Genomic DNA, 19947 nt, shown 5'->3' on the forward strand with positions numbered 1-19947 from the left:
GGCCTCCGGAGCGACGGGCCTCAGCCCCGCGCCGCCACGTCGTACGTGTCGCAGTACGCCAGCCCCTCCAGCGACTGGCCGCGCAGAAAGCGCAGCACCAGGTCGGCGTACTCGGCGTCGCACTCCAGGTGCGCCATGTGGTCGGCGTCCTTCAGCAGCGCCAGCCGCGAGCCGGGGATCGTGGCGGCGACCGCGCTGTTCTGCTCCGGGGAGGTCGTGATGTCGTACTCCCCGGTGAAGACCAGCGTGGGTACGCCCTCGATCCCGCCGGCCGGGAGCAGGGCGGGCTCCAGGACCCGCCGGTGGCACGCCGCGTGCCGCAGCGACTGCCGCCACGTGGTGCGCAGCGCCTGCCGCCGCAGCAGCCGCTGCACCGCCGCCGACTGCCGCACCCGCTCCTGCTCGGCCGTGTTGACCAGATAGCGCACCAGCCGGTCCGCGTACACGCCGTTCGCCGCGCACGGGCCGTCCAGCGACTCCCCGGGCGCCGGGGCGCTGCGCTCGATGTGCGAGACGGCCTCCCACAGGAAGGCCCGCATCGAGTCGGTCACCCGGTGCGTGGCACCGGCCAGCAGCAGCCGGGACACCCGGCCCGGGCACCGCTGAGCCATCCGGTACGCGATGGGCACCCCGTACGACGCGCCGAGCACGTTGACGCGCGGCAGCCCCAGTTCGTCCAGCAGGTGCAGCGCCGCGTCCGCCAGGGTGTCGAACCCCTCGTGCGCCGGCAGGTCGTCCGCGACGCCCGTACCGGGCAGGTCCACGAGGACGACCGGCGTGTACGGGGCGACGTACCGCTCCAGCCGCGGCCAGGCGTACATGTCCTGCAGCGCGCCGCCGAGGAGCAGCAGCGGCTCGGCGACCGCCCCGCCGGAGAGGCCGCCGCGCCCGCCGTCGGCGCTCACCACCCGGCAGGCGTACCGCAGTCCGCGCCGGCGCAGCCTGCGCAGGTCCTCGCGGAGGTCCGCCGCGCCGACGGGGAGCAGGTCGGCGGTGCCGTGCGTCATACGCGGCGCTCCGCGTGGCGGGCGACCATGTCCGCGAGTTCGCCGACGCTCGCGGCGGTGGACAGGTCGTCCTCGCTGATCTCCAGGCCCAGCCGGTCCTCGATCTGCAGGGACAGCACCACGAGGGCCATGGAGTCGACACCCGCCCCGGCGAGCGAGGCGTCGGGGGTGATCGGGCCGGGGGCGAGGCCGCCCTTGGTGGTCAGGATCTCTTTGACCAGTTCGAACGTCATACGGTCTCTCTTCGGATCGGTGCCGTCCGGGAGGGCCCCCGGCCGGCGGCGGCTGCGGGCGTGCGGCGGGCTACAGGCGGGCGGCGAGTCCGGCGGGCCAGACGAGGGTGGTCGCCGCCCAGGCCAGACCGCTGCCGAAGGCGACGAGGAGCACCTTGTGGCCCGGTTTCAGATCGCCCCGGTCGGCGGCGTGGGCGAGCAGCAGCGGCAGGGACGCGGCGGCGGTGTTGCCCACCTCGCGGATGTTGGACGGGCAGTTTCCGGCGGGTACCCCGAGGGCGTCGGCGACGGCGGTGGTGATGCGCTGGTTCGCCTGATGGGCGATCAGCCGGTCGACGTCGGGCATCTCCCAGCCGGCCGAGACGACGGCGTCCCGCGCGGCGGCCGTCATCCTGCGCACGGCGTGGCGGAAGACCTCGTTGCCGCGCATGTGGACGTGGAAGTCGCCGCGCGGGGCCTGTTCCCGTCCGTACCGGCCGCGCGCGCCGCCCGCGGGCACGACGATGGCGTCCGCGAGGGAGCCGTCGCTGCCCCAGACGACCGGCCCCAGGGCGCCCTCCGCGTGCGGGGGACCGGCCTCCAGGACCACGGCGCCCGCCCCCTCGCCGAAGATCGGCGCGGTCGCCCGGTCGCCGGGGTCGACGATCGACGTCATCGTCTCCGCGCCCACCACGAGGACGCGGCCCGCCGTCCCCGACGCGATCAGACCGGCGGCGGCCGTCGTGGCGTACAGGAAGCCGGAGCAGCCCGCGGCGACGTCGAACGCGGCCACTCCCGTCAGGCCCAGCCGGTCGGCGACCCAGGGGGCGGTGGCGGGGCACGGGTGGTCGGGGCTGCTCGTCGCCAGCAGGACCGCGTCCACGGTGTCCACGCCGGCCGAATCCATGGCCCGCGCCCCGGCCGCGGCGGCCATGTCGCCGGTGGACACGTCCGGTTCGGCGAACCGGCGCTCGGCGATGCCGATCCGCTCCCGGATCCACTGGTCGGACGTGTCGAGGCGGGCGCACAGCTCACTGTTGGGGACGCGCCGCGGCGGCAGCCACGCCCCGAGCCCGGTGAGTACGGCGGCGGCCGGGGCCCTCACCTTCCCTCCCCCGCACCACGGCCGCACCGCACCCGGACCACCGCACACCAAGGCAACTCTTCGCTCATTCGGCCCATGAAAACAGCACCCGTTGCCCAAACCCGGCAGGCATACCGACGCCGCCCCCGCCACACCCGAACGGGTGGTGGGGCCGCATCCGTTGACGCCGCGGGGGCCGCCCCCAGCCCACGGCGCCGACGTGCCGGCGTCGCCGGGGCCGCCCCCCGGTCCATGTGGCTGACGTGCCCGCGCGTACCCTCCTGATCATGGCGGACATCTACGAGTTCCAGCTCGCCCTGGACCTGCCGAGCGACCTGCCGGAGGCCGATCTCGCCGTGCTGCGCTGGCACTTGGGCCAGGAGGGCGGTGTGCGGGGCGACTACGAGTACCCCTTGTGGGAGGACCGTGGACCCGCGCGGCGGATCGGCGGCGTACTGGTGGGGGAGCTGGCCTCCGACGACTGGGGCTGGGCGCTGACCGTGCGCCAGGAGGTCCACCCGGACGAGTTCGACGACCTGGACCGGCTCGTGGCCTGGCTCGGCGCCCGCACGACGACCCCGGGCTCGATCGGCCACCTGCGCTTCTACGAGGACCACGTCCCCGACGTGCTGGTCGCCCGCTCGGGATCGGTGCACGCGGTGATCCTGCGCGAGGAGGAGCGGACCGAACGGGGAGCGAGGGTCCTCCCCGCCCCCTAGGCCGCACCCCGGCTCAGTCCCGCGCACCCGCCGGCCCGGCGGCCGGCGACGGCGCCCGGCCCAGGAGCACGGCCAGCAGCGCGCCGATCGCCAGGAAGCCGGCCGGCAGCAGGACCGCGCGGGCGCCGAAGCCGTCCACCACCAGGCCGCCCGCGAACGCGCCGAGCGCGATGGCCCCGTTGAACACGCCGACGAACAGCGATGTGACGCCTTCCCGGTCCTCGGGCGCGGCCAGGGCGAGCCAGGTCTGGGCGCTGACCGACACACCGCCGTACGCGAGGCCCCACACCACCAGCAGGACCGCCGCGCCCGCGACGGACAGGCCGAGCAGCGGGACGAGCAGCACCGACCCGGCCAGCGTCGCGCACACCACCAGCAGTGTGCCGCGCAGGGACCGGCCCACTCGGGCGCCGGCCAGGAAGTTGCCCGCGATCCCGGCGACCCCGTACACCAGCAGCAGCGTCCCCACCATGGACGCCCGGACGCCGGAGACCTCCTCCAGCACGGGCCGTACGTACGTGTACGCGGCGAAGTGCCCGGTCACCAGCAGGGCCACCACCACAAGCCCGGTCACCACCCGGGCGTCGCCGAGCAGCCGCACCACCCCGCCCAGCGCGACCGCCCGCCCGGCCGGCAGCGGCGGCAGCAGGACGGCCAGGGCGACGGCCACCAGCGACGCCAGCCCGGCCACGGAGAGGAACGCCGCCCGCCAGCCGGCGAGTTCCCCCAGGTACGCGCCGGCCGGCACGCCCACCACCGAGGCGACGGCGATCCCGCTGAAGATCACCGACGTCGCGGGCCCGGCGGACCGGGCCGGGACGAGCCGGGACCCGAGGCCGCCCGCGAGCGCCCACACGCCGCCCATGCCGATGCCGACCAGCACCCGCGCCCCCACCATGACCGCGAACTCCGGCGACCAGGCAGACAGCGCGTTGGCCGCCGCCAGCAGAGCCATCAGCGAGCACAGCACCGTGCGCCGGTCCAGCCGCCCCACCGCCGCGGCGACCAGCGGCGCGGACAGGGCGGCGACCAGACCGGTCACGGTCAGCGTCAGCCCGGCGGTGCCCTCGCTCACGTGCAGGGAACCGCCGATCGGGGTGAGCAGCCCGACCGGCAGCATCTCCGACGTCACCACCGTGAAGGTGCCGGCCGCGACCGCCACGACGCCGGGCCACCCGCCCCGTGAGGGGCGCGCGGAAGCGGACAGGGATACGGGCACGTCGTCAACGTTCGCCATGCCCCCAGCCAACTCCCGCCCCGCGGGCGGAACAAGCGCGAGCCGCTCATGCTTCCATGAGGCGGACTGATCGACGGCGCGGACGCCACGGACGACCGCGCGGGGGCACACCGCTGGAGGGACACGACATGGCAGCCACCGTCACCGGCGGCGGACTCGCACCGGTGGGCACCCTGGAGCTCCGCGAACTGGAGTGCTTCCTCGTCCTCGCCGAGGAGCTCCACTTCGGAAGGACCGGTGAACGGCTGTACGTCTCCCAGGGCCGTGTCAGCCAGCTGATCCGCGCCCTGGAACACCGCATCGGCGCCCGCCTGGTGGACCGGACCAGCCGACGGGTGCGGCTCACCCCGCTCGGCGAGGACTTCCTGCGCGAACTGCGCCCGGCCTACACCGCCCTGCGCGCCACCGTCGCCAACGCCCGTGCGGCGGCGCTCGGCGACAGCGGCCCGCTGCGGATCGGCTTCCAGGGGGCGGTCGGCTACGGGTTCACGGAGCTGATCGGGGAGTTCGAGGAGCGCCACCCGGGCTGCGAGACCCGCATCACGGAGGTGCCGCTGTCCGACCCGTTCGGGCCGCTGCACCGGGGCGAGGTGGACACCGCCGTGGTCCTGCTGCCCGTCCGGGAGCCGGGACTGGTGCTGGGCCCGGTCTTCTCCCGCCACCCCCGGCACCTGGCGGTCTCCCGCAAGCACCCGCTCGCCGCCCGGAGCGCCCTGGACGCCGAGGACCTGGCGGACACGCGGCTCGTCGGGGTGTCCGGCCCGGCACCGGACTACTGGCGCGAGGAGCAGGCCCCCACCCGCACCCCGTCCGGCGCCCCGGTCGCGCGGGGCCCGCAGGCCGCCACCCTCCAGGAGGGCCTGTCGCTGGTCGCCGCCAACCGGGGCACGATGCTGCTCTGCCACCCCACCGCCGAGTACCACCACCGCCGGGACATCGCCCACGTGCCGGTGAGCGGCCTGCCCGACTCCGCGCTCGGCCTGGTCTGGCACGCAGCCCGCGAGAACGCCCGCGTCCGCGCCTTCGCGGAAGCGGTCGCCACCGCGCTGCCCCGCCTCACCCGGTAACGGATGAACGCCGCGGCCCACCCCGCCCCGCACCACTGGGACGTCTCTGATCGCTCCACCTCCGGGGACGCGGAGAGACCGCCGCGCACACGCCCCGAGCCACCAGAACCGCCCCCGCCCGTGTGAGGCGGACGCAGTGGCACCTGGAGCGGGCCCGCGTCCGGCTCGCGAGGCTGCGGCGTGCCCGGGGGCTTCGCGTTGCGGGACAGGTGGTGAGGCCGGATCGTGAATCCATGCCGTGCCTGAGGAGGTCATCCCGCAGCATGCCGTCCGCGAACGGAGCCGCCACATGACCAGCGGGTCGTTCGTCAGGAACCTGCGCCGCAGCGTCTCCCCGCTGGAGCTGTTCTTCGACCTGGTGTTCGTGTTCGCGGTCGGCCAGCTCGCCCACCACCTGCACGACGAGCTGTCCTGGCGGGGGGCCGCCGAGACCGCCGTGATGCTGATCGCCGTGCTGTCCACCTGGGCCTTGACCAGCTTCGACGCCACCTTCCTCGACGTCGAACGGCCGCTGACGCACCGGCTCGTCCTCGTCGTGATGGGCCTCGGCCTCTTCATGAACGCGCAGATCCCGCACGCTTTCGGTGACCGGCCCTGGGCGTTCGTCGTGCCCCTGGCGGCGATCCTGCTCCTGGCCGACGTCACGGCCGCGGTCGCCGCGCCGACCCCGTTCCTGCGCCGGCACTACCGCCGCGTCACGGCATGGGCGCTGCTCTCGGTACCGCTGTGGCTCATCGGCGCCTCCATGGACCACGGGCCGCGGCTCGGCTGGTGGGCAGCGGCCGCCCTGGTCGACATGGCCGGTGTGTGGCTGGCCCACCCTCTGCCCGGCAACGTCCTCTCGTCCAGGGACCTGACCTTCGATGCCGAGCACATGGTCGAGCGGATCCGGCTGTTCATCATCCTGCAACTCGGCGAGACCGTGCTGACCATCGGCACGGCGATCTCCGACGCCCCGGTCGAGGCCGCCACGGTGGCGGCGGCCCTCGGGGTGTTCGTGGCCGTCGTATGCCTGTGCGCCAGCTACTTCAAGGGCGGCGAGGACATTCTGACCCTGCACGTCAAGACGACGGACGACGCGCTCCTCCTGGTCCGGCACGCGGTCAGCGGGCAGTACAGCACGCTGGCCGCCCTGGTCGCGCTCGCCGTCGGCGCCGAACTCGCGATCAGCCACCCCACCGGGCACGGCAGCGCCGAGGTCGCCCTCCTGCTGTTCGGCGGCCCGATCCTGTACGTGATCACGCAGGCATGGTGGTACTACGTCTCCACCGGCCGTGCCTGGGGCGCACGCCTGCTCGGCTGCCTAGCCCTCGCGGCCGCCGGCGTCGCCGCGCTGTGGCTGCCGCCGCTGGTGTCCGTACTGCTCCTGGCGCTGATCCTCGTCACGCTCGTCACCGCACTGAAGCGGGTGCACCAATGGGTGCTCAAGACGATGGCCGCAGGCACCTGAGCGCCCTGCCGCCACATCGCAGGCGAACGCTTGGCCCGCCCGGCGCGACAGGATGCGCAATGCGTCACTTTCGGAAGAATTGCCAGAGGTACCCGCACAGGCCCGAATCCGGGAGGACTCCCCTATGGCTGTCGCCGACACGTCGATGCACCTCACCCAGGCCGCCCACGTAGGGATCTCGGTGTCCGATCTGGACGCCTCGATCGCGTTCTATTCGGCCCTGACAGGGCGCGAGCCCGTCGCCCGGGGAACGATGGAGAGCGAGAGGTTCGGCCGTACGCAGGGGCTGCCGAACGCGAAGCTGCGGTACGCGACGATCAACATCGACGGGCTCGGCATCGACCTGATCCAGTTCCAGGATCCGATCGGCGAGCGCACCAACGGCAAGGCGAACCGGCCGGGCTCCATGCACCTGTGCTTCAAGGTCGACGACTTCGACGCGGTGTACCAGCGGATGAAGGACGCCGGCTACGGCTTCCTGGGCGACGACTACACGTTCGTCGCGGGCGAGGTCACCCCGGAGGCGGCGCTCGGCACGAGGGTCGCCTACTTCAACGACCCCGACGGCACCAACCTGGAGATCATCGAACCCAAGGGCGGGTTCGCCAACTGACGTGCCGGGCGGCCCCGGCGGGATCAGGGGGTGGCCGGACCGCGCTTCACGCCGCGGGCACCGCCGCCGACGCGCCCGTGTCCTGGGCCACGCGGACCAGGGGCGCGAGTCGCGGGTCCGCGGCGGCCTGAGCGAGGGCTTCGCGCAGGGCGGTCTCGTTGGTGGGGCGGGCCTCTTCCAGGAGTCGCAGGCCGTCGGCCGAGACGTTGGTGTAGATGCCGCGGCGGTCTGTGGGGCACAGGTAGCGCAGGAGCAGGCCGCGGTCCTCGAGCCGGGTGACGAGTCGGGTGGTGGCGCTCCGGCTGAGGACGACGGCGTCGGCGAGCTGCTTCATCTGCAGGTGGCCGCCTTCGCCGTCGTGCTGGCGGCTGACCACGTCGAGCAGGGAGTACTCGCGCACGCCGAGGTCGTGGCGGGACCGCAGGGCCCGCTCGACATGGGCCTCGATCCTGCCGTGCAGGAGGGAGAGGGCGCACCAGCCCTGCGCCAGGGCGGTGAGGGCGGGGGCGGCTGCGGTCATGACGGCCTCCTTCTCCCTCGGTGGTTGCATACGCCGACTACATACAGTCAGAGTTCGCGAGCGTTTGCATCTATCCCGCGCGTGCAAGTATTGTCTTCCGGTGTAAGCGCTCCATGCAAGCATCCGGAAGGTTGTCCTCCATGCCACTCGCGCTCCTGGCCCTCGCCATCGGGGCCTTCGGGATCGGCACCACCGAATTCGTGATCATGGGTGTGCTGCCCCAGATCGCGGGTGACTTCGGCGTCACCATCCCGACGGCCGGCTGGCTGGTCTCCGGCTACGCGCTCGGCGTCGTCATCGGCGCCCCGCTCCTGACCGTGCTCGGCACCCGCGTCTCCCGCAAGAAGATGCTCATGTTCCTCATGGGCCTGTTCATCGCCGGAAACGTCCTGTCGGCCGTCGCCCCCGGCTTCGGCCTCATGCTGACCGGCCGGATCGTCGCCTCCCTCGCCCACGGCGCGTTCTTCGGTATCGGCTCCGTCGTCGCAGCCGACCTCGTCGCCCCGCAGAAGAAGGCCTCCGCGATCTCCCTCATGTTCATGGGGCTGACCGTGGCCAACATCGTCGGCGTCCCCGGCGGCACGTACGTCGGCCAGGCGGCCGGCTGGCGCGTCACCTTCGCGATCGTCGCCGCGCTCGGCGTCGTCGGTCTCCTCGGCGTGGCCAGGCTCGTCCCCGAGGCGGGGCGCCCGGAGTCGGTGAGCGTCCGCGGTGAGTTGGCCGCCTTCCGCAACGTCCAGGTCTGGCTCGCCATGGCGATGACCGTCCTCGGGTACGGCGGGGTGTTCGCCGCGATCACCTACATCTCACCGATGATGACCGAGGTCGCCGGCTACACCGAGGGCGCCGTGACCTGGCTGCTCGTCCTGTTCGGCGTCGGCATGTTCCTCGGCAACCTGCTCGGCGGGAAGTTCGCCGACCGCGCCCTGATGCCGATGCTCTTCACCGCCCTGGCCGCCCTCACCGCCGCCCTGCTGCTGTTCACGGCCACCGCACACCACAAGCTCCTCGCCGCGATCACCCTCTCCCTGATCGGCGCCCTCGGCTTCGCGACCGTGCCGCCGCTGCAGAAGTGGGTGCTCGACCAGGCCTCGGCCGCCCCGACCCTCGCCTCCGCCGCCAACATCGGCGCCTTCAACCTCGGCAACGCCCTCGCCGCCTGGCTCGGCGGTGTCGTGATCGCCGCGGGCCTCGGCTTCACCGCCCCCAACTGGGTCGGCGCGATCCTCTCCGGTACGGCGCTGCTGCTCGCCCTCCTCGCGGCCCGTCTGGACCGGCGCACCCGCGGGGCGAGCCGCGTCGTGACCGGCTCCGCGGCGGCCGACCCCGCGCCTGTCCCCGCCTGACCCGCCCGCCCACAGCCACCCCTTCGAGAAGGACCTCTCATGAGCACCACCACCCCAGCCCCGCTGACCACGCGGGACGCCGAGACGCTGGTCACCGCCGCCCGCCGCGCCGTGGAGGCCGCCGGGGTGACGGTCAGCGTCACCGTCCTCGACGCAAGCGGCATCCCCGTTCACCGCGGCGGCCGGCTGGTCGGCGCGATAGGCGTCGGCGGCGGCACCCCCGGCCAGGACCACGGCTTCGCCACCGCCGCGCTCGCCGAGCTCGCCGGGTCCGCCCGATGAGCCGCACGCCGCAAGAGGTCTTCGCCGACCACGGCAACCGGCTCACCACCGGCGACCTGGACCTGATCAGCCGGAACTACACCGAGGACGCCGTCTTCCTCACCCCCGAGGGCACGCTCACGGGACGCGAGGGGGTACGGCGGGGCATCGGCAGGCTGCTCGCCGACCTGCCGGACGCCGACTGGCAGCTGAGCCCGCAGTTCGCCGGTGACGTGCTGTTCCTGCGGTGGAGCGCCGTCACCGACACCCACGAGGTCACCGACGGCGTCGACACGTTCGTCTTCCGCGACGGACTCATCAGCGCCCAGACCGTCCGCTACACCCTCACCCCCCGCACACCCCGTACTACCGTCTGAAAGGGCAACCGCACCATGGCATCGAACAGCAGCATCCCCACGGTCACGCTCAACAACGGCGTCGAGATCCCCCAGCTCGGCTTCGGCGTCTTCCAGGTCCCGGACGAGGAGACGACCGCCGCCGTCTCCTCCGCCCTCGAGGCCGGCTACCGCTCCATCGACACCGCCGCGATCTACGGCAACGAGGCGGGCGTCGGCAAGGCCCTCGCCGCCTCCGGGATCGCCCGCGAGGACCTGTTCGTCACCACCAAACTGTGGAACGCCGACCAAGGCTACGACGCCGCGCTCCGCGCCTTCGACGACAGCCTGGCCAAGCTGGGCCTCGAGTACGTCGACATGTATTTGATCCACTGGCCCACCCCGGCCCGTGACCTGTACAAGGAGACGTGGAAGGCCATCGAGAAGCTCGTCGCCGACGGCCGGGTCCGCACGGCGGGCGTCTCCAACTTCCAGCCCGACCACCTGAAGCGGCTGATCGACGGCGCCGAGCTCGTCCCGGCCGTCAACCAGGTCGAACTGCACCCTGGCCTGCAGCAGAGCGAACTGCGCTCGGCGCACGCCGAGTTGGGCATCGCCACCGAGGCGTGGAGCCCGCTCGCACAGGGGGCGGTCCTCAAGGACGAGGCGATCACGGACATCGCCGGCCGGCACGGCAAGTCCCCCGCCCAGGTCGTCCTGCGCTGGCACCTGCAGCTCGGCAACATCGTCATCCCCAAGTCGGTGACGCCCGAGCGCATCCGCCAGAACCTCGACGTCTTCGACTTCACCCTCACCGACGACGAGATGACCGCGATCGCCGGCCTCGACCGCGACCTGCGCACCGGCCCGCACCCGGACGAGTTCAACGGAGCCTGACCTGAGGGGCAGGGGTGGCCGGCCGGACCGGCTGTCAGGACCGGCACGACACCCGCTGCGGAGGCGGAACCCGTGGGGTCTTCGAGAGCCGGTCCCGCACCAGGGGGGCGCTCCCTCCGGCCCTCGGCCCGCCACCGCTCTCGTCAGCAGTTATGTTCGGTGCTGCATCTGACGGCAGGGGGGTGCGATGTCGACGGTCGACGTGCAGAGGGTCTGGAAGCGGCCCGTGACGGATCTCTGGGCGGGGCGGCGCCCTCTGTGGTGGACCGCCGGCCCGGCGGGGGAGCTGGCTGTTCTGCTCGTCCACCGGCAGTGCCTGCGCCGCAGTCGCTACGTGAAGGGGTGGGTGGGATGGGTCCCGCAGGTCCCCTTCGACGCGGTGCTCATGACGCGCCAGGCCGACGGCTCGCTGCGGCGTCGACCGGTCAAGGACGTCCCGGTCCGCCCGAGCCACATCGCTCTCCTCCCGGACGCCCGGCTGCTCATCGTCGGCGGTCGGGCGGGCCAGGACGAGTCGGGAGCATGGAGCCCCAACGCGGTGGTGTTCTCCCTGGAGAGCGGTGAACAGGAAGCCGCCTTCTGCGTCGGCGACGACATCCCCGCTCTGGTGACCGACCGCGAGGGATCGATCTGGACGGCCTACGGAGACGAAGGCATCTACGGAGGGCACCCGGAGTCCGCAGCCGGACTCGCCGGCTGGAGCGCCGATGGCCGGGCCACCTGGGCTCCGGGAAACCGCCTTCCTGACACGCCTCTGGAGGGATGCACCGCTGCCACCGAGGGAGACCGGGTCTGGCTGGTCTGGTACTCAGGCAGTCGGCGGGGCGGCACGTTCCTGACGCGGATCACCCCGTCGACCGGAGAGGTGACCAGCTGGCCCAGCCCCGTACACGACCCGGACGGGTTCGCCGTACGAGGTCATCGAGCGGTCCTGACCAGACGCGTTCACCACTGGAGGTCGACCCGGGTGGTGCGTGTCCAGCTGGATGGCGATACCTCGAACGTGACCGGGCAGCGCAGGCTTCGAGTGCCCGGACGGGTGGTCATGCGCTGCGGCCAGGGCCGTGACGGCCTTCTGTGGCTTCGCGCCGGCGACACGTGGATGCGCGTCGAAGCCTGAGAGCGGACTCGGCTCTTGGCAGGACCGCGCCCCCGTCGCAACGGGAGCCACCGCACCCCGCCACCGACGTCCCGGGACCTCGATGCACTCAGTGGTCTCGCGCGGCGCGGGAGTCCGGAGACGCCCGAGGTGTCTGGCGCGCCGGGCTGTCGGAGACGGCGGCTATGGTGCGCGGGTGATATTCAGACGCAGGCGGATTTCAGCCGCCGTCAAGGGATTCGACCTCGCCGTACGCGCCAAGGACGCCGACGCCGCGGAGCGCGCCTTCGCCGACCTGACGCGGGGTTTCGGCGATGCGGGCGATGACGAGCTGCGGGACGCCGGGCCCCGGCTCGCCGCGCTCCTCACGGAGGTTCCGCCCGGGCCGCGAGGCGTGGTGGCCGTGATGGTCGGCGCGTGCGTGGAGGGGGGCGCCGACCCGACGGGCTGCGCACCCGCCGTCTTCGCGGGCGCCCTGGACGCGTTCGAGCAGGCCGCAGCCTTCTGCGAACGATGGGCGGCGGCGGGCCGGGGCGAACTGCCCGACCACGAGGGCGAGGAGGTGCGGGAGGCCGACTTCGAGACGTTCGGCTTCGAGCCCGTCATGGCGTGGCAGGCGCTCCCGCAGTTCGAGATGGCCTGTGTGGCGATGCTCAACTCGCCGCGGGTACGCCGCGAAACCCCCGGCCGCCGGGAACTGCGGGCTGCCGTGGCGCGTGTGGCCGAGCTGTCCGGCGAGCCTTTCAAGTGCCTCGCGTACGCCCTTGCCGTCCTGGACGACGAACCGCTGATCGCCCTGGACCGGGCCACCGGAGCGGCCTTCGCCCTGCGCATGTCCGGTATCGGGGACAACTTCCAGCTGTACACGCTGCTCGCCGACGCCTTGATCGGCCGGGGTCTCGTGCAGGGCCAGGCCCCCTCGGCCGAGGCCGTCGCCTGTTGCCGGGACCAGCCCGGAATGGTGCCGACCACCGGCTCCTTCAACCTCGTGGGCGCCGACGGCGAATGGATCTGGAACGAGGGCAACCCCGCCGACATCCCCCGCGTGAACGGTGTCCGGCTGGTCGTCGTCGACCCGCCCCCGTACCAGAGGAGCTGGCCCGCCGGCCGCTTCTTCCCCGGTATGACCGGCGACCTGGTGTACGAAGGCCCCCTCGCGCCCGAGGACGCGGCGGCCCTGCTGGCCCACGTGGCCGACGCCCGCTGACGCGGGGACGGGATACGGGCCGGTCCCGCCGCCGGGGGACCGGCCCGCATCCCGCCCAGCGTCGATCCCGCGCCGCCTGCCGGTGCCCGCCCGGCCGCGGCGGCCCGATCCAGCCGCGCCGAAGGCATCCGGGCGCGGCCGACGACGCCCACGTCGAGAACTCCCCGCGCCACCCCGGACGGCACGCCGGCACCGAACCTTCTCGGCCATCCGGAACAAGCCCCTTCGCTTACAGCGTCGATTTATGCGAACAAGGAGGGCGATCCGGACGCGCTTGGAAAGCGTTTTCGGTCAATTGCAGATCGAAGGTTTACATAGGCGTCGAAGAGCCTGGGGAAATTCCCGGTAACTTCCGTTGACGGGTGGGTGTCCCTATCGTTAGATGTTCCTCGGCCGTGGCCGGAAGACGGTGTGCGAGCACCGGATTCCGTTTCACCGTCGTCTGTGTCTGATCACCGAACCGAAAGGAGAGTGACATGACCGAGTCGCGTATCGACGCCCTGGTTGCCGAGCTCGAGGAGCTTGGTCTGGAGTCCGACACCCGCGAGGCGCTCGCCGCCACGCAGGCCGGGTTCACCAGCGCCTGAGAAAGCCGGAAGGGCGGGACGCCCGATACGCGTCCCGCCCTTCCGGGCTCTCGCCATGACGACGGAGCCAAGCGGCATGATAGAGGAAGCCGAAGCGCGCCGGCTCATCGCGCGATTCGACGACGTGGAGCGCCGGTACGTCCAGCGGTACGGGCCGTCCTCGCAGGCGAGGGTGTTCGTGCTGATGGAGGAGCTGGTCACCATCCGGTTCGCGCTGCTCGACGCCACCGGACCGGCAGTCGAACTGCTCAGGCCGAAACGGCGCGAAGTCGCCCGCGGGATTCAGCGCCTGTACGACCTGAGCCCCTTCCCCGAAGGCCCCCCACCGCCTGTCCGGATCCTCGGCGGGGACCCTCCGGTCATCGAGTTCGACCGGGCGGTGTTCGAGACGAAATACGCCTCCGCCGCGAAATCGATGCGGAATGAGGTCGTATTCCTAGAGGACTGGAAACCGGAGCCCCAGGATCGTCCGGTCGCCTATATGTACGTCGTGGACGACGAAAGCCGGCTCCGGATCTGGACGCGGCCTTTCCGCATGGCCGACCTCATTCTGGGCAGAAACCGGGCCACTGTGGCGGGCGTTCCCGTCGCGCACCCCATGCTGGTGCCGGAACGGCTCCGCGTGCGCGCCGCTGGTGAAATCACCCCCGTATTCTCCGGCCGCGTCACCGGCGCCGTGGTGAACCTGAAGTCCGGCCATTTCCGGCCCGCGCCCCCGGCAGCCGCCGCCGTCCGGGACGCCTGCGCCGCGGCCATCGGCATGGATCCGGCCGAGTGCGACGTCCTCACCGTCCCGCCGGTGCCGGACCACCGGCCGGAGACCGCCCCGCCCGGGTCAAGCCGCCGGCCGGAGACCGCACCGGCCCCGCCACCCCCCACCCCCACCTCACCCACGACAGGGGCGCCTGCGTGACCAGCCAGACACCATCCGCACTGGTCGGAGTCGAGTACGAGTACAAGTGGCGCGTCGACCACGCCGCCGCCGACTGGGACGCGGAGCATCCGGAACGCGGAGACCACCTCGTGCGCGCCGTCCTCGACACGGCGGCCAAGTCCCTCACCGGCGAGGTGGGCGAACTCCACACCTTCGCGCAGTCCGCGCTGTACTTCGATACCCCCTCGTGGCGGCTCAACGACACCGGCCTCTCCCTGGCGGCCCTGGTGAACTACGGGGCCATGACCGGCACGGGCTGGCTGGTACTGAAGGAGACCGTGCGCTACGCCGGCGACCGCCGTGACGCGCTGGAGGTCGCCGAACGCGTGCCGACACAGGAGATCTCACGGGCGGTCACCCGCGGCGCCACCGCGCCCGTCGAACGGCTGCACCGCCGGCTGGGCACCGGCCTCGACGAGCTCGCCCCGTACGGCAAGGCCGTGCAGCGGCGCCGCAAGGTGATGTGGCGGCTGGGCGACGGGCTCGTCCTCGGGCTGACCCTGGACAGCAGCAGACTCACACCCCTGGGCGGCCGGGCCGACGAGGGCGCCGCCCACTGGTGGTTCGAGGTCGAGGCCAACTCCAGCGACACCCGCGCCCTGGACGCCCTGGACGTCCTGGCCGAGGCGGTCGCCGAGGTGTTCGCGGCGGCGCCGGACCACGAGACGAAACCCCAGGCGACCGCCCGCCTGAGCGGCTGGCCGGGGGGAGCAGCATGACCTCCGCCGCCCACGCCGTGAAGCCCTCGGGGAAGCCGGCCGCGCCGGGCCGCGACTACGCCCTGCTGTGGACGGGGCAGCTGTTCTCCATGTCCGGCACGATGATCCAGTACATCGCGCTGCCTCTGTGGGTGCTCGCCGAGACGGGCTCCGCGCTGGCCTCCGGACTGACGTTCGCCGTCGAGACGCTCCCCGTCATCGTCCTGGCGCCGTGGGCGGGGGTGCTGGCCGACCGGCTCGACCGGCGACGGCTGGTCCTGGCCGGGGAAGTGCTGTCGGTCGGCCTGGTCCTCGCCCTCCTGGGCGCGGTGGCGCTGCGCTCGGTGCCCGCGGCCCTGGTGTGCGCCGCGCTCGTCAAGACGGTCAACACCGTCACGGTGCCGGCCCTCCAGGGACTGATCCGCGAGATCGTGCCCGAACCGGCCCTGCCCGCCGCCGTATCGCGCTTCGAGGGCCTGACCGGAGCGACGATCGTCCTCGGACCGCCGGCCGGCGCCCTGCTGTTCGCGCACCTCGGTCCGGCGGCGGCCCTGCTCGTCAACGCCGCCTCGTTCGCCGCGAGCGCGCTGTGCATCCTCGCCGTACGGGCACGCCGCACGGCACCCGCACCGGCCGACACGCCCGTGCGCGCCCGGCTGCGGCTCGGCGCCGGGTTCACCCTCGTACGCTCCACCGCGCGGCTGCGGAGCCTGCTGTGCGCGGAGGCGGCGTACTTCCTGTTCTTCGGCGGGGCGACCGCCGCGGTCATCGTCGCGGCGAGCGAGCGCCTGGGCGAGTCCCAGGCCGGCTGGTACCCGGCGTGCGTCGGCGCCGCGTGGGTGTTCGTGTCGATGGTGGTCCTGCCGTCCCGCGACTGGACACCCCGCACCTCCCTGCTGCTGGGCGCCGCGTTCGTGCCCCTGACGGCCGTGGCGGTGGCGGTGATGGGCGCCGCGCCGCTGCCCCTGATGCTGCTCGCGGGCGTACTGGGCGGGGTGGCCAACTCGTTCATCGCCGCAGGAGCCTCCATCGGCTGGCAGAAGGAGACCGACACCGCCATGATCGGCCAGGTCATGGCGCTGCGCCGGAGCGTCGCCAACGCGGCGCTCGCCACTTCGTCGGTACTGCTCCCCGCGCTGGCCGACACGTACGCGCTCGGCCCGGTCATCCTCATCGGGGCCGTCGCGGCCGCCGGCCTGACCGCGGCGTTCCTCGCCGGCTGGCACAAGTCGGGGGCCGCCGCGTGACGGCGCACGCCTTCTGGGTGCCGGGCGGGTTCACCGCGTACCGGCCGGGTCTCGCGGCGCTCGCGCTCGCCGTCGCGACCTCCCCGCTGAGCGGAAGCCCGGCCGGCCGGGCCGCGGCCGCGGGGGGCGCGCTGCGGGCGGTGCTGACGCCGCACGGTGTGCAGGTCCACGTATGGGCGGACGACGCGGCCCTGCCGGAGAGCGCCTGGGCGGTGATGGACCCGGTCAGCGACCGGGCGGCGCAGGCCCTGAACGCCCTGCGCCGGTCCGCGGCCCGTGCGGAACTGGCCGACCCGCTGGAGCGCGCGCTGCACACGGTGGAGTGCGCGGCGTGGGGCCGCAGCCGGTGGTCGGCGTGCTGGGGCGCGGACGACGACACCTACAGCGGGGAGGAGATCGACGGGGTGCTGGCCGCCTGGCACTGCGCCGACCGGCACCCTGCCCCGGCCGATCACGCCTACGAGCCCCCAAAGACGCCGAGCCGAACCTGGACGGCCGGCCCCGTGGCGTACGCGCCGGGCCGACAGCGACCTGCCGGGCCGACTGCGGCCACGGGCGGTACGACCGCCGTGGCGGTAGGCGCCGCGGGCGGCGCCGCCGGGGTTGGGACGGGCGGGGCGGCGACAAGCGGTACGACTCCGGCGGCTGCGGCGACGGGAAGGGCCGAGCTGACCCTCGCCCTGCCGGTCGCAGGCCCGGGGGCCGCGGGCTACGCGGCGGTCGCGGCCGAGCTGCTCGGCCGCCCGTACACCGGTCGGCTGTTCGCGTCCCTGCGGGCTCGGCGCGCCCTGGCGTACGGAATCGCCGCGGTGCCGCTGGTACGGGGCGGCTCGGTGGCACTGGTCATGACGGTCAGTACGACACCGGACCGGCTGGAGGATTGCGCCCGCCACATGGCCGCCACCGCGAGGGAGTTCACGGCCGCTCCTCTCCCCGCCTCCGCGGCGCGGGAGGCGGCGGCGGGCCTCGCGCGGGCGCGTGGCGCGGCCCTCGCGCGCCTGCGGGCCGCGCAGGCGCCGACGGCGCAGCAGCGGTGCGTGCTGGAGGCGACGGTACGAGGCATGCCGCGTGCCGAGGATCCGGCACCGCCGGCGGGGATACCGCAGGGGGCGCGCCCCCAGTGGGCGGTCCACGGCGATGTGGCCGACCGCGACCGGCTGGAGCGCGTACTGGAGGGTGCCTGGTGACGCGGACGGCACAAGCGGTGCGGGTGGGAGGCGTGCGGGCCGTCGTACTGCCGGAGGCCCCACACGTCTCGATCGGCCTGGCCGTACCCGTGGGTTTCGCCCTCGATCCGGTGGGCGCGCCGGGGCTGGCGCATGTGTGCGAGCACGCCGTGCCGGCGGCGGTGCCGCACGCGGTGATGGGTTCGTTCGCGATCGCGGCGGTCACCTCCTGCCACCACACCACGTTCGTGGCGGACGTGATGCCGGAGGAGGCCGACGCGGCGCTACGGGCCTTCGCCGCGCTCACCCGTCCGGACCCGGCCCGGCTGCGTCGGGCGGTGGAGCGGGAACGCCCCGTGGTGGCGCTGGAGTTGTCCATGACGGCAGGCGCGGCGGGGCACGGAGTGGGCGCCGCCGTGGCGGAGCTGCTGGTCCCGCAGACGGGCCTGGGCCGCGAACTCGACGCGGCCCCCGACACGGTGCGCGAGGTGTCCCCGGAGGGCGTCCTCTCCCATGTCGAAGAGCACTACGGTGCCCGGTCGGCCACACTCGTCCTGGCAGGCCCTGTCACCGGGCACCACCTCGACACCGGCCTGGAGCTCTTCCCCGGAGGCCCGCCCCGGCCCGAGGCGGACGCCCCGCCGGCTCGGGCGCCCGGCCCGGTGCCCGCTTGGGGCATCGCCCACACCCATGGCCCCCGCCACGCCGATCCCCGGCCGGCGTGGCAGGACTGCCTGGACGAGGCGCTGATCCGCCCGGGCTCGCCCGCGGACCGGCTGGCGAGGTCCATGGCGGCGACCCCGCTGGGCGCCATGGCGCTGCGCTGCCCCCGGGGCGACCTCGTCCTGTCCGCGTACCGGGGCGAGGGCGACGCCCGGAACGGCGCGGAGGCCGCGGCCGCATTGCGGGACGCGCTGCTGTCGGAGGAGCACCGGCCCAAGGTGGTCTCCACGGCGGTGGCGGCGGCCGCACAGGGCTACGCCGCCCGCCGCAGCCGTATGGACCTGCCGTGGCACGTGCGGGACGCCCTGCTGGCCGAGGCGACCGGCACGGGCCCGCGATGGGAGCAGTGGACCGAGCCGTACGACCAGGCACTCGCCACGAAGACGGCCGAGTCCCTGCTGGACCGCATGACGCCCTGGCCGGCCTGACCGGCCGGCACCCCGATTGCCTCCCGGGTGGCGCGGCCGGGGGTCAGGCCATGATGAGGAGCCGGGTGTGGGGGACGAGCTTCCGGTTGACGCTCGTGCTCTGGACGAAGATGGTGTAGTCGCCGTTGTGGTCGGGCTTGACGCGTACCTCCGTGTCGGGAAGGCCGAGGAGGGCGCGGGCCTGCGGCCCGGTGTAGACCCGGTCCGTCTTCTTCTCCAGGACCGCGATCTGCTTGCGGGCCTGGATCTTCTCCGACTTGCTCAGCTGGTAGAACGCGCACCCGGTGCGGTAGGTGTGACCGCTCTCCACGACCCAGTCGCGTATCGCGGCGTCGCGGGTGACCGCGACCAGCTGGTAGTCCGACGGCTTGACCGGGGTGAGACCGGCTGCCTTGATCGAGTCCTTGTTGACCACGTCCGCGCCTGTGGAGAACACCGCCCGCGAGCCGCGGATGCCCTTCGTACGGCCCACCATGAACTTCTCGGTGGCAGCGCGGATGACCTGTCCGGCCTCTTCGAGCCCCTGGGTGCTGGTGGCGTCCCAGATGGCGATGTTGTCCTTGGGGAAGCCGCACGCCATGGCCTCGCGCTTGCCCATCTGGTCCGGTACGAGGACGGCCAGCGTCCAGTTGTCGTCCTGCGTCTCGATCATCTCGGAGACGGCCTCGGTGAGCCGGCGCTGGTCGGTGGCGGGGGCGTCCGGGCAGCGGTGGCTGGCGTTCTCCTGACCGTCCGTGAGGATGAACGTCAGGAAGCTGTGGTCGCCGTAGAGCTGGGCGGTCTGCGCCAGTTCGCGCTGGGACTTGAGCGCGGCGGCGAGCAGGGCGGTCATGCCGCCGACCCGGTAGAGCTGCTTGAGCGACGGCATGCGCAGTACGTCCTTGTCGTAGATGACGCACTCCACCTTGTCCGCGAACACGTACACGGTGACGCGGGTCTCCTGGTCCAGTTCCCTGGACCGGCGGGCGAGGTAGGCGATCTGCTGGTCGGCCACGTCGACGACCTTGTTCCGCAGGTGCGACATGGACGAACTGGCGTCCAGCACAAGGGCGACGTGGTTGATGTAGTTCTGGCTTCCGGACATGGTCGGGCTCCCCCTCGTTTCCGAAC

General features: G+C 73.2%; 21 protein-coding genes. 15 read left to right on the forward strand and 6 right to left on the reverse strand.

The window, feature by feature from the left end; genetic code table 11:
* Positions 1-20: 20 nt before the first annotated feature.
* The 3 genes from ACSUPT_RS28555 to ACSUPT_RS28565 all read right to left on the reverse strand — a co-directional run bounded on the left by ACSUPT_RS28555 (position 21) and on the right by ACSUPT_RS28565 (position 2324).
* Entirely contained in the window at positions 21-1007 is a 987-nt protein-coding gene (locus ACSUPT_RS28555) for an alpha/beta fold hydrolase (RefSeq protein WP_365725756.1), read from the reverse strand.
* A complete protein-coding gene (locus ACSUPT_RS28560) occupies positions 1004-1240 on the reverse strand; it encodes an acyl carrier protein (protein ID WP_351966050.1) in 237 nt (78 codons plus the stop codon). Before ACSUPT_RS28560 ends, ACSUPT_RS28555 begins: the two co-directional genes overlap by 4 nt.
* Positions 1241-1310: 70 nt before the next feature.
* Positions 1311-2324 carry a beta-ketoacyl-ACP synthase 3 gene (locus tag ACSUPT_RS28565; protein WP_436946076.1) on the reverse strand — a complete coding sequence of 338 codons (1014 nt, stop codon included), beginning with the start codon at positions 2322-2324 and terminating at the stop codon, positions 1311-1313.
* 266 nt (positions 2325-2590) lie between these two features.
* Here ACSUPT_RS28565 and ACSUPT_RS28570 point away from each other — a divergent pair, with 266 nt between their 5' ends.
* A complete protein-coding gene (locus ACSUPT_RS28570) occupies positions 2591-3022 on the forward strand; it encodes a hypothetical protein (protein WP_351966048.1) in 432 nt (143 codons plus the stop codon).
* Positions 3023-3035: 13 nt separating this feature from the next.
* Here ACSUPT_RS28570 and ACSUPT_RS28575 read toward each other — a convergent pair whose 3' ends face one another.
* On the reverse strand, positions 3036-4259 hold the full coding sequence (locus ACSUPT_RS28575; protein WP_436946077.1) for an MFS transporter: 1224 nt from the start codon (positions 4257-4259) through the stop codon (positions 3036-3038).
* A 128-nt stretch (positions 4260-4387) separates the two neighbouring features.
* Between ACSUPT_RS28575 and ACSUPT_RS28580 the strand changes: the two genes are divergently transcribed.
* From ACSUPT_RS28580 to ACSUPT_RS28590, 3 genes are all read left to right on the forward strand, one after another.
* Positions 4388-5326 carry a LysR family transcriptional regulator gene (locus ACSUPT_RS28580; protein ID WP_436946078.1) on the forward strand — a complete coding sequence of 313 codons (939 nt, stop codon included), beginning with the start codon at positions 4388-4390 and terminating at the stop codon, positions 5324-5326.
* 289 nt (positions 5327-5615) lie between these two features.
* Positions 5616-6776 (forward strand): low temperature requirement protein A, encoded by a 1161-nt coding sequence (locus tag ACSUPT_RS28585; RefSeq protein ID WP_436946079.1) that lies wholly within the window; start codon positions 5616-5618, stop codon positions 6774-6776.
* Between the two features lie 124 nt (positions 6777-6900).
* On the forward strand, positions 6901-7389 hold the full coding sequence (locus ACSUPT_RS28590) for a VOC family protein (RefSeq protein WP_436946080.1): 489 nt from the start codon (positions 6901-6903) through the stop codon (positions 7387-7389).
* A 46-nt stretch (positions 7390-7435) separates the two neighbouring features.
* Here the strand turns inward: ACSUPT_RS28590 and ACSUPT_RS28595 are convergent, their stop codons facing one another.
* Complete coding sequence (locus ACSUPT_RS28595; RefSeq protein ID WP_436946081.1) at positions 7436-7909, reverse strand: MarR family winged helix-turn-helix transcriptional regulator; 474 nt, start codon at positions 7907-7909, stop codon at positions 7436-7438.
* A gap of 140 nt (positions 7910-8049) precedes the next feature.
* On the opposite strand from ACSUPT_RS28595, the gene ACSUPT_RS28600 reads away from it, so the two are divergent.
* The 11 genes from ACSUPT_RS28600 to ACSUPT_RS28650 all read left to right on the forward strand — a co-directional run bounded on the left by ACSUPT_RS28600 (position 8050) and on the right by ACSUPT_RS28650 (position 18837).
* Positions 8050-9255, forward strand: a complete 1206-nt coding sequence (locus ACSUPT_RS28600; protein ID WP_436946082.1) for an MFS transporter — start codon at positions 8050-8052, stop codon at positions 9253-9255.
* A 39-nt stretch (positions 9256-9294) separates the two neighbouring features.
* Complete coding sequence (locus ACSUPT_RS28605) at positions 9295-9537, forward strand: heme-binding protein (protein ID WP_436946083.1); 243 nt, start codon at positions 9295-9297, stop codon at positions 9535-9537.
* Positions 9534-9893, forward strand: a complete 360-nt coding sequence (locus ACSUPT_RS28610; RefSeq protein WP_436946084.1) for a nuclear transport factor 2 family protein — start codon at positions 9534-9536, stop codon at positions 9891-9893. Before ACSUPT_RS28605 ends, ACSUPT_RS28610 begins: the two co-directional genes overlap by 4 nt.
* A 15-nt stretch (positions 9894-9908) precedes the next feature.
* Positions 9909-10748: an aldo/keto reductase gene (locus ACSUPT_RS28615; protein WP_403500281.1), complete on the forward strand. Its 840-nt coding sequence runs from the start codon at positions 9909-9911 to the stop codon at positions 10746-10748.
* Between the two features lie 187 nt (positions 10749-10935).
* Positions 10936-11868, forward strand: a complete 933-nt coding sequence (locus tag ACSUPT_RS28620) for a hypothetical protein (RefSeq protein ID WP_436946085.1) — start codon at positions 10936-10938, stop codon at positions 11866-11868.
* A 175-nt stretch (positions 11869-12043) separates the two neighbouring features.
* Positions 12044-13054: a hypothetical protein gene (locus ACSUPT_RS28625; RefSeq protein ID WP_436946086.1), complete on the forward strand. Its 1011-nt coding sequence runs from the start codon at positions 12044-12046 to the stop codon at positions 13052-13054.
* Positions 13055-13717: 663 nt separating this feature from the next.
* The gene (locus tag ACSUPT_RS28630) at positions 13718-14554 is read left to right on the forward strand and encodes a hypothetical protein (RefSeq protein WP_436946087.1); all 837 of its coding nucleotides are present in this window, start codon (positions 13718-13720) and stop codon (positions 14552-14554) included.
* Positions 14551-15294 carry a hypothetical protein gene (locus ACSUPT_RS28635; RefSeq protein ID WP_351966042.1) on the forward strand — a complete coding sequence of 248 codons (744 nt, stop codon included), beginning with the start codon at positions 14551-14553 and terminating at the stop codon, positions 15292-15294. The genes ACSUPT_RS28630 and ACSUPT_RS28635 overlap by 4 nt, the downstream gene beginning before the upstream one ends.
* Positions 15291-16520, forward strand: a complete 1230-nt coding sequence (locus tag ACSUPT_RS28640; protein ID WP_436946088.1) for an MFS transporter — start codon at positions 15291-15293, stop codon at positions 16518-16520. The genes ACSUPT_RS28635 and ACSUPT_RS28640 overlap by 4 nt, the downstream gene beginning before the upstream one ends.
* Entirely contained in the window at positions 16517-17707 is a 1191-nt protein-coding gene (locus ACSUPT_RS28645) for an insulinase family protein (protein WP_436946089.1), read from the forward strand. Before ACSUPT_RS28640 ends, ACSUPT_RS28645 begins: the two co-directional genes overlap by 4 nt.
* Positions 17708-17739: 32 nt before the next feature.
* The gene (locus ACSUPT_RS28650) at positions 17740-18837 is read left to right on the forward strand and encodes an insulinase family protein (protein ID WP_436946090.1); all 1098 of its coding nucleotides are present in this window, start codon (positions 17740-17742) and stop codon (positions 18835-18837) included.
* A gap of 43 nt (positions 18838-18880) precedes the next feature.
* On the opposite strand, the gene ACSUPT_RS28655 is transcribed toward ACSUPT_RS28650, so the two are convergent.
* A complete protein-coding gene (locus tag ACSUPT_RS28655) occupies positions 18881-19921 on the reverse strand; it encodes a vWA domain-containing protein (RefSeq protein WP_399218435.1) in 1041 nt (346 codons plus the stop codon).
* Positions 19922-19947: the final 26 nt, after the last annotated feature.

It is taken from the genome of Streptomyces sp. SudanB25_2051, from assembly GCF_964272635.1.
In the GTDB taxonomy this organism is placed as follows: domain Bacteria; phylum Actinomycetota; class Actinomycetes; order Streptomycetales; family Streptomycetaceae; genus Streptomyces.

Excerpts from the sequence above, each read along its gene's own strand:
- ACSUPT_RS28595 (WP_436946081.1), bottom strand. The coding sequence starts at position 7,909 with ATGACCGCAGCCGCCCCCGCCCTCACCGCCCTGGCGCAGGGCTGGTGC.
- ACSUPT_RS28590 (WP_436946080.1), top strand. The coding sequence starts at position 6,901 with ATGGCTGTCGCCGACACGTCGATGCACCTCACCCAGGCCGCCCACGTA.
- ACSUPT_RS28575 (WP_436946077.1), bottom strand. The coding sequence starts at position 4,259 with ATGGCGAACGTTGACGACGTGCCCGTATCCCTGTCCGCTTCCGCGCGC.
- ACSUPT_RS28570 (WP_351966048.1), top strand. The coding sequence starts at position 2,591 with ATGGCGGACATCTACGAGTTCCAGCTCGCCCTGGACCTGCCGAGCGAC.
- ACSUPT_RS28620 (WP_436946085.1), top strand. The coding sequence starts at position 10,936 with ATGTCGACGGTCGACGTGCAGAGGGTCTGGAAGCGGCCCGTGACGGAT.
- ACSUPT_RS28630 (WP_436946087.1), top strand. The coding sequence starts at position 13,718 with ATGATAGAGGAAGCCGAAGCGCGCCGGCTCATCGCGCGATTCGACGAC.
- ACSUPT_RS28580 (WP_436946078.1), top strand. The coding sequence starts at position 4,388 with ATGGCAGCCACCGTCACCGGCGGCGGACTCGCACCGGTGGGCACCCTG.
- ACSUPT_RS28655 (WP_399218435.1), bottom strand. The coding sequence starts at position 19,921 with ATGTCCGGAAGCCAGAACTACATCAACCACGTCGCCCTTGTGCTGGAC.
- ACSUPT_RS28610 (WP_436946084.1), top strand. The coding sequence starts at position 9,534 with ATGAGCCGCACGCCGCAAGAGGTCTTCGCCGACCACGGCAACCGGCTC.
- ACSUPT_RS28585 (WP_436946079.1), top strand. The coding sequence starts at position 5,616 with ATGACCAGCGGGTCGTTCGTCAGGAACCTGCGCCGCAGCGTCTCCCCG.
- ACSUPT_RS28555 (WP_365725756.1), bottom strand. The coding sequence starts at position 1,007 with ATGACGCACGGCACCGCCGACCTGCTCCCCGTCGGCGCGGCGGACCTC.
- ACSUPT_RS28640 (WP_436946088.1), top strand. The coding sequence starts at position 15,291 with ATGACCTCCGCCGCCCACGCCGTGAAGCCCTCGGGGAAGCCGGCCGCG.
- ACSUPT_RS28600 (WP_436946082.1), top strand. The coding sequence starts at position 8,050 with ATGCCACTCGCGCTCCTGGCCCTCGCCATCGGGGCCTTCGGGATCGGC.
- ACSUPT_RS28560 (WP_351966050.1), bottom strand. The coding sequence starts at position 1,240 with ATGACGTTCGAACTGGTCAAAGAGATCCTGACCACCAAGGGCGGCCTC.
- ACSUPT_RS28605 (WP_436946083.1), top strand. The coding sequence starts at position 9,295 with ATGAGCACCACCACCCCAGCCCCGCTGACCACGCGGGACGCCGAGACG.
- ACSUPT_RS28615 (WP_403500281.1), top strand. The coding sequence starts at position 9,909 with ATGGCATCGAACAGCAGCATCCCCACGGTCACGCTCAACAACGGCGTC.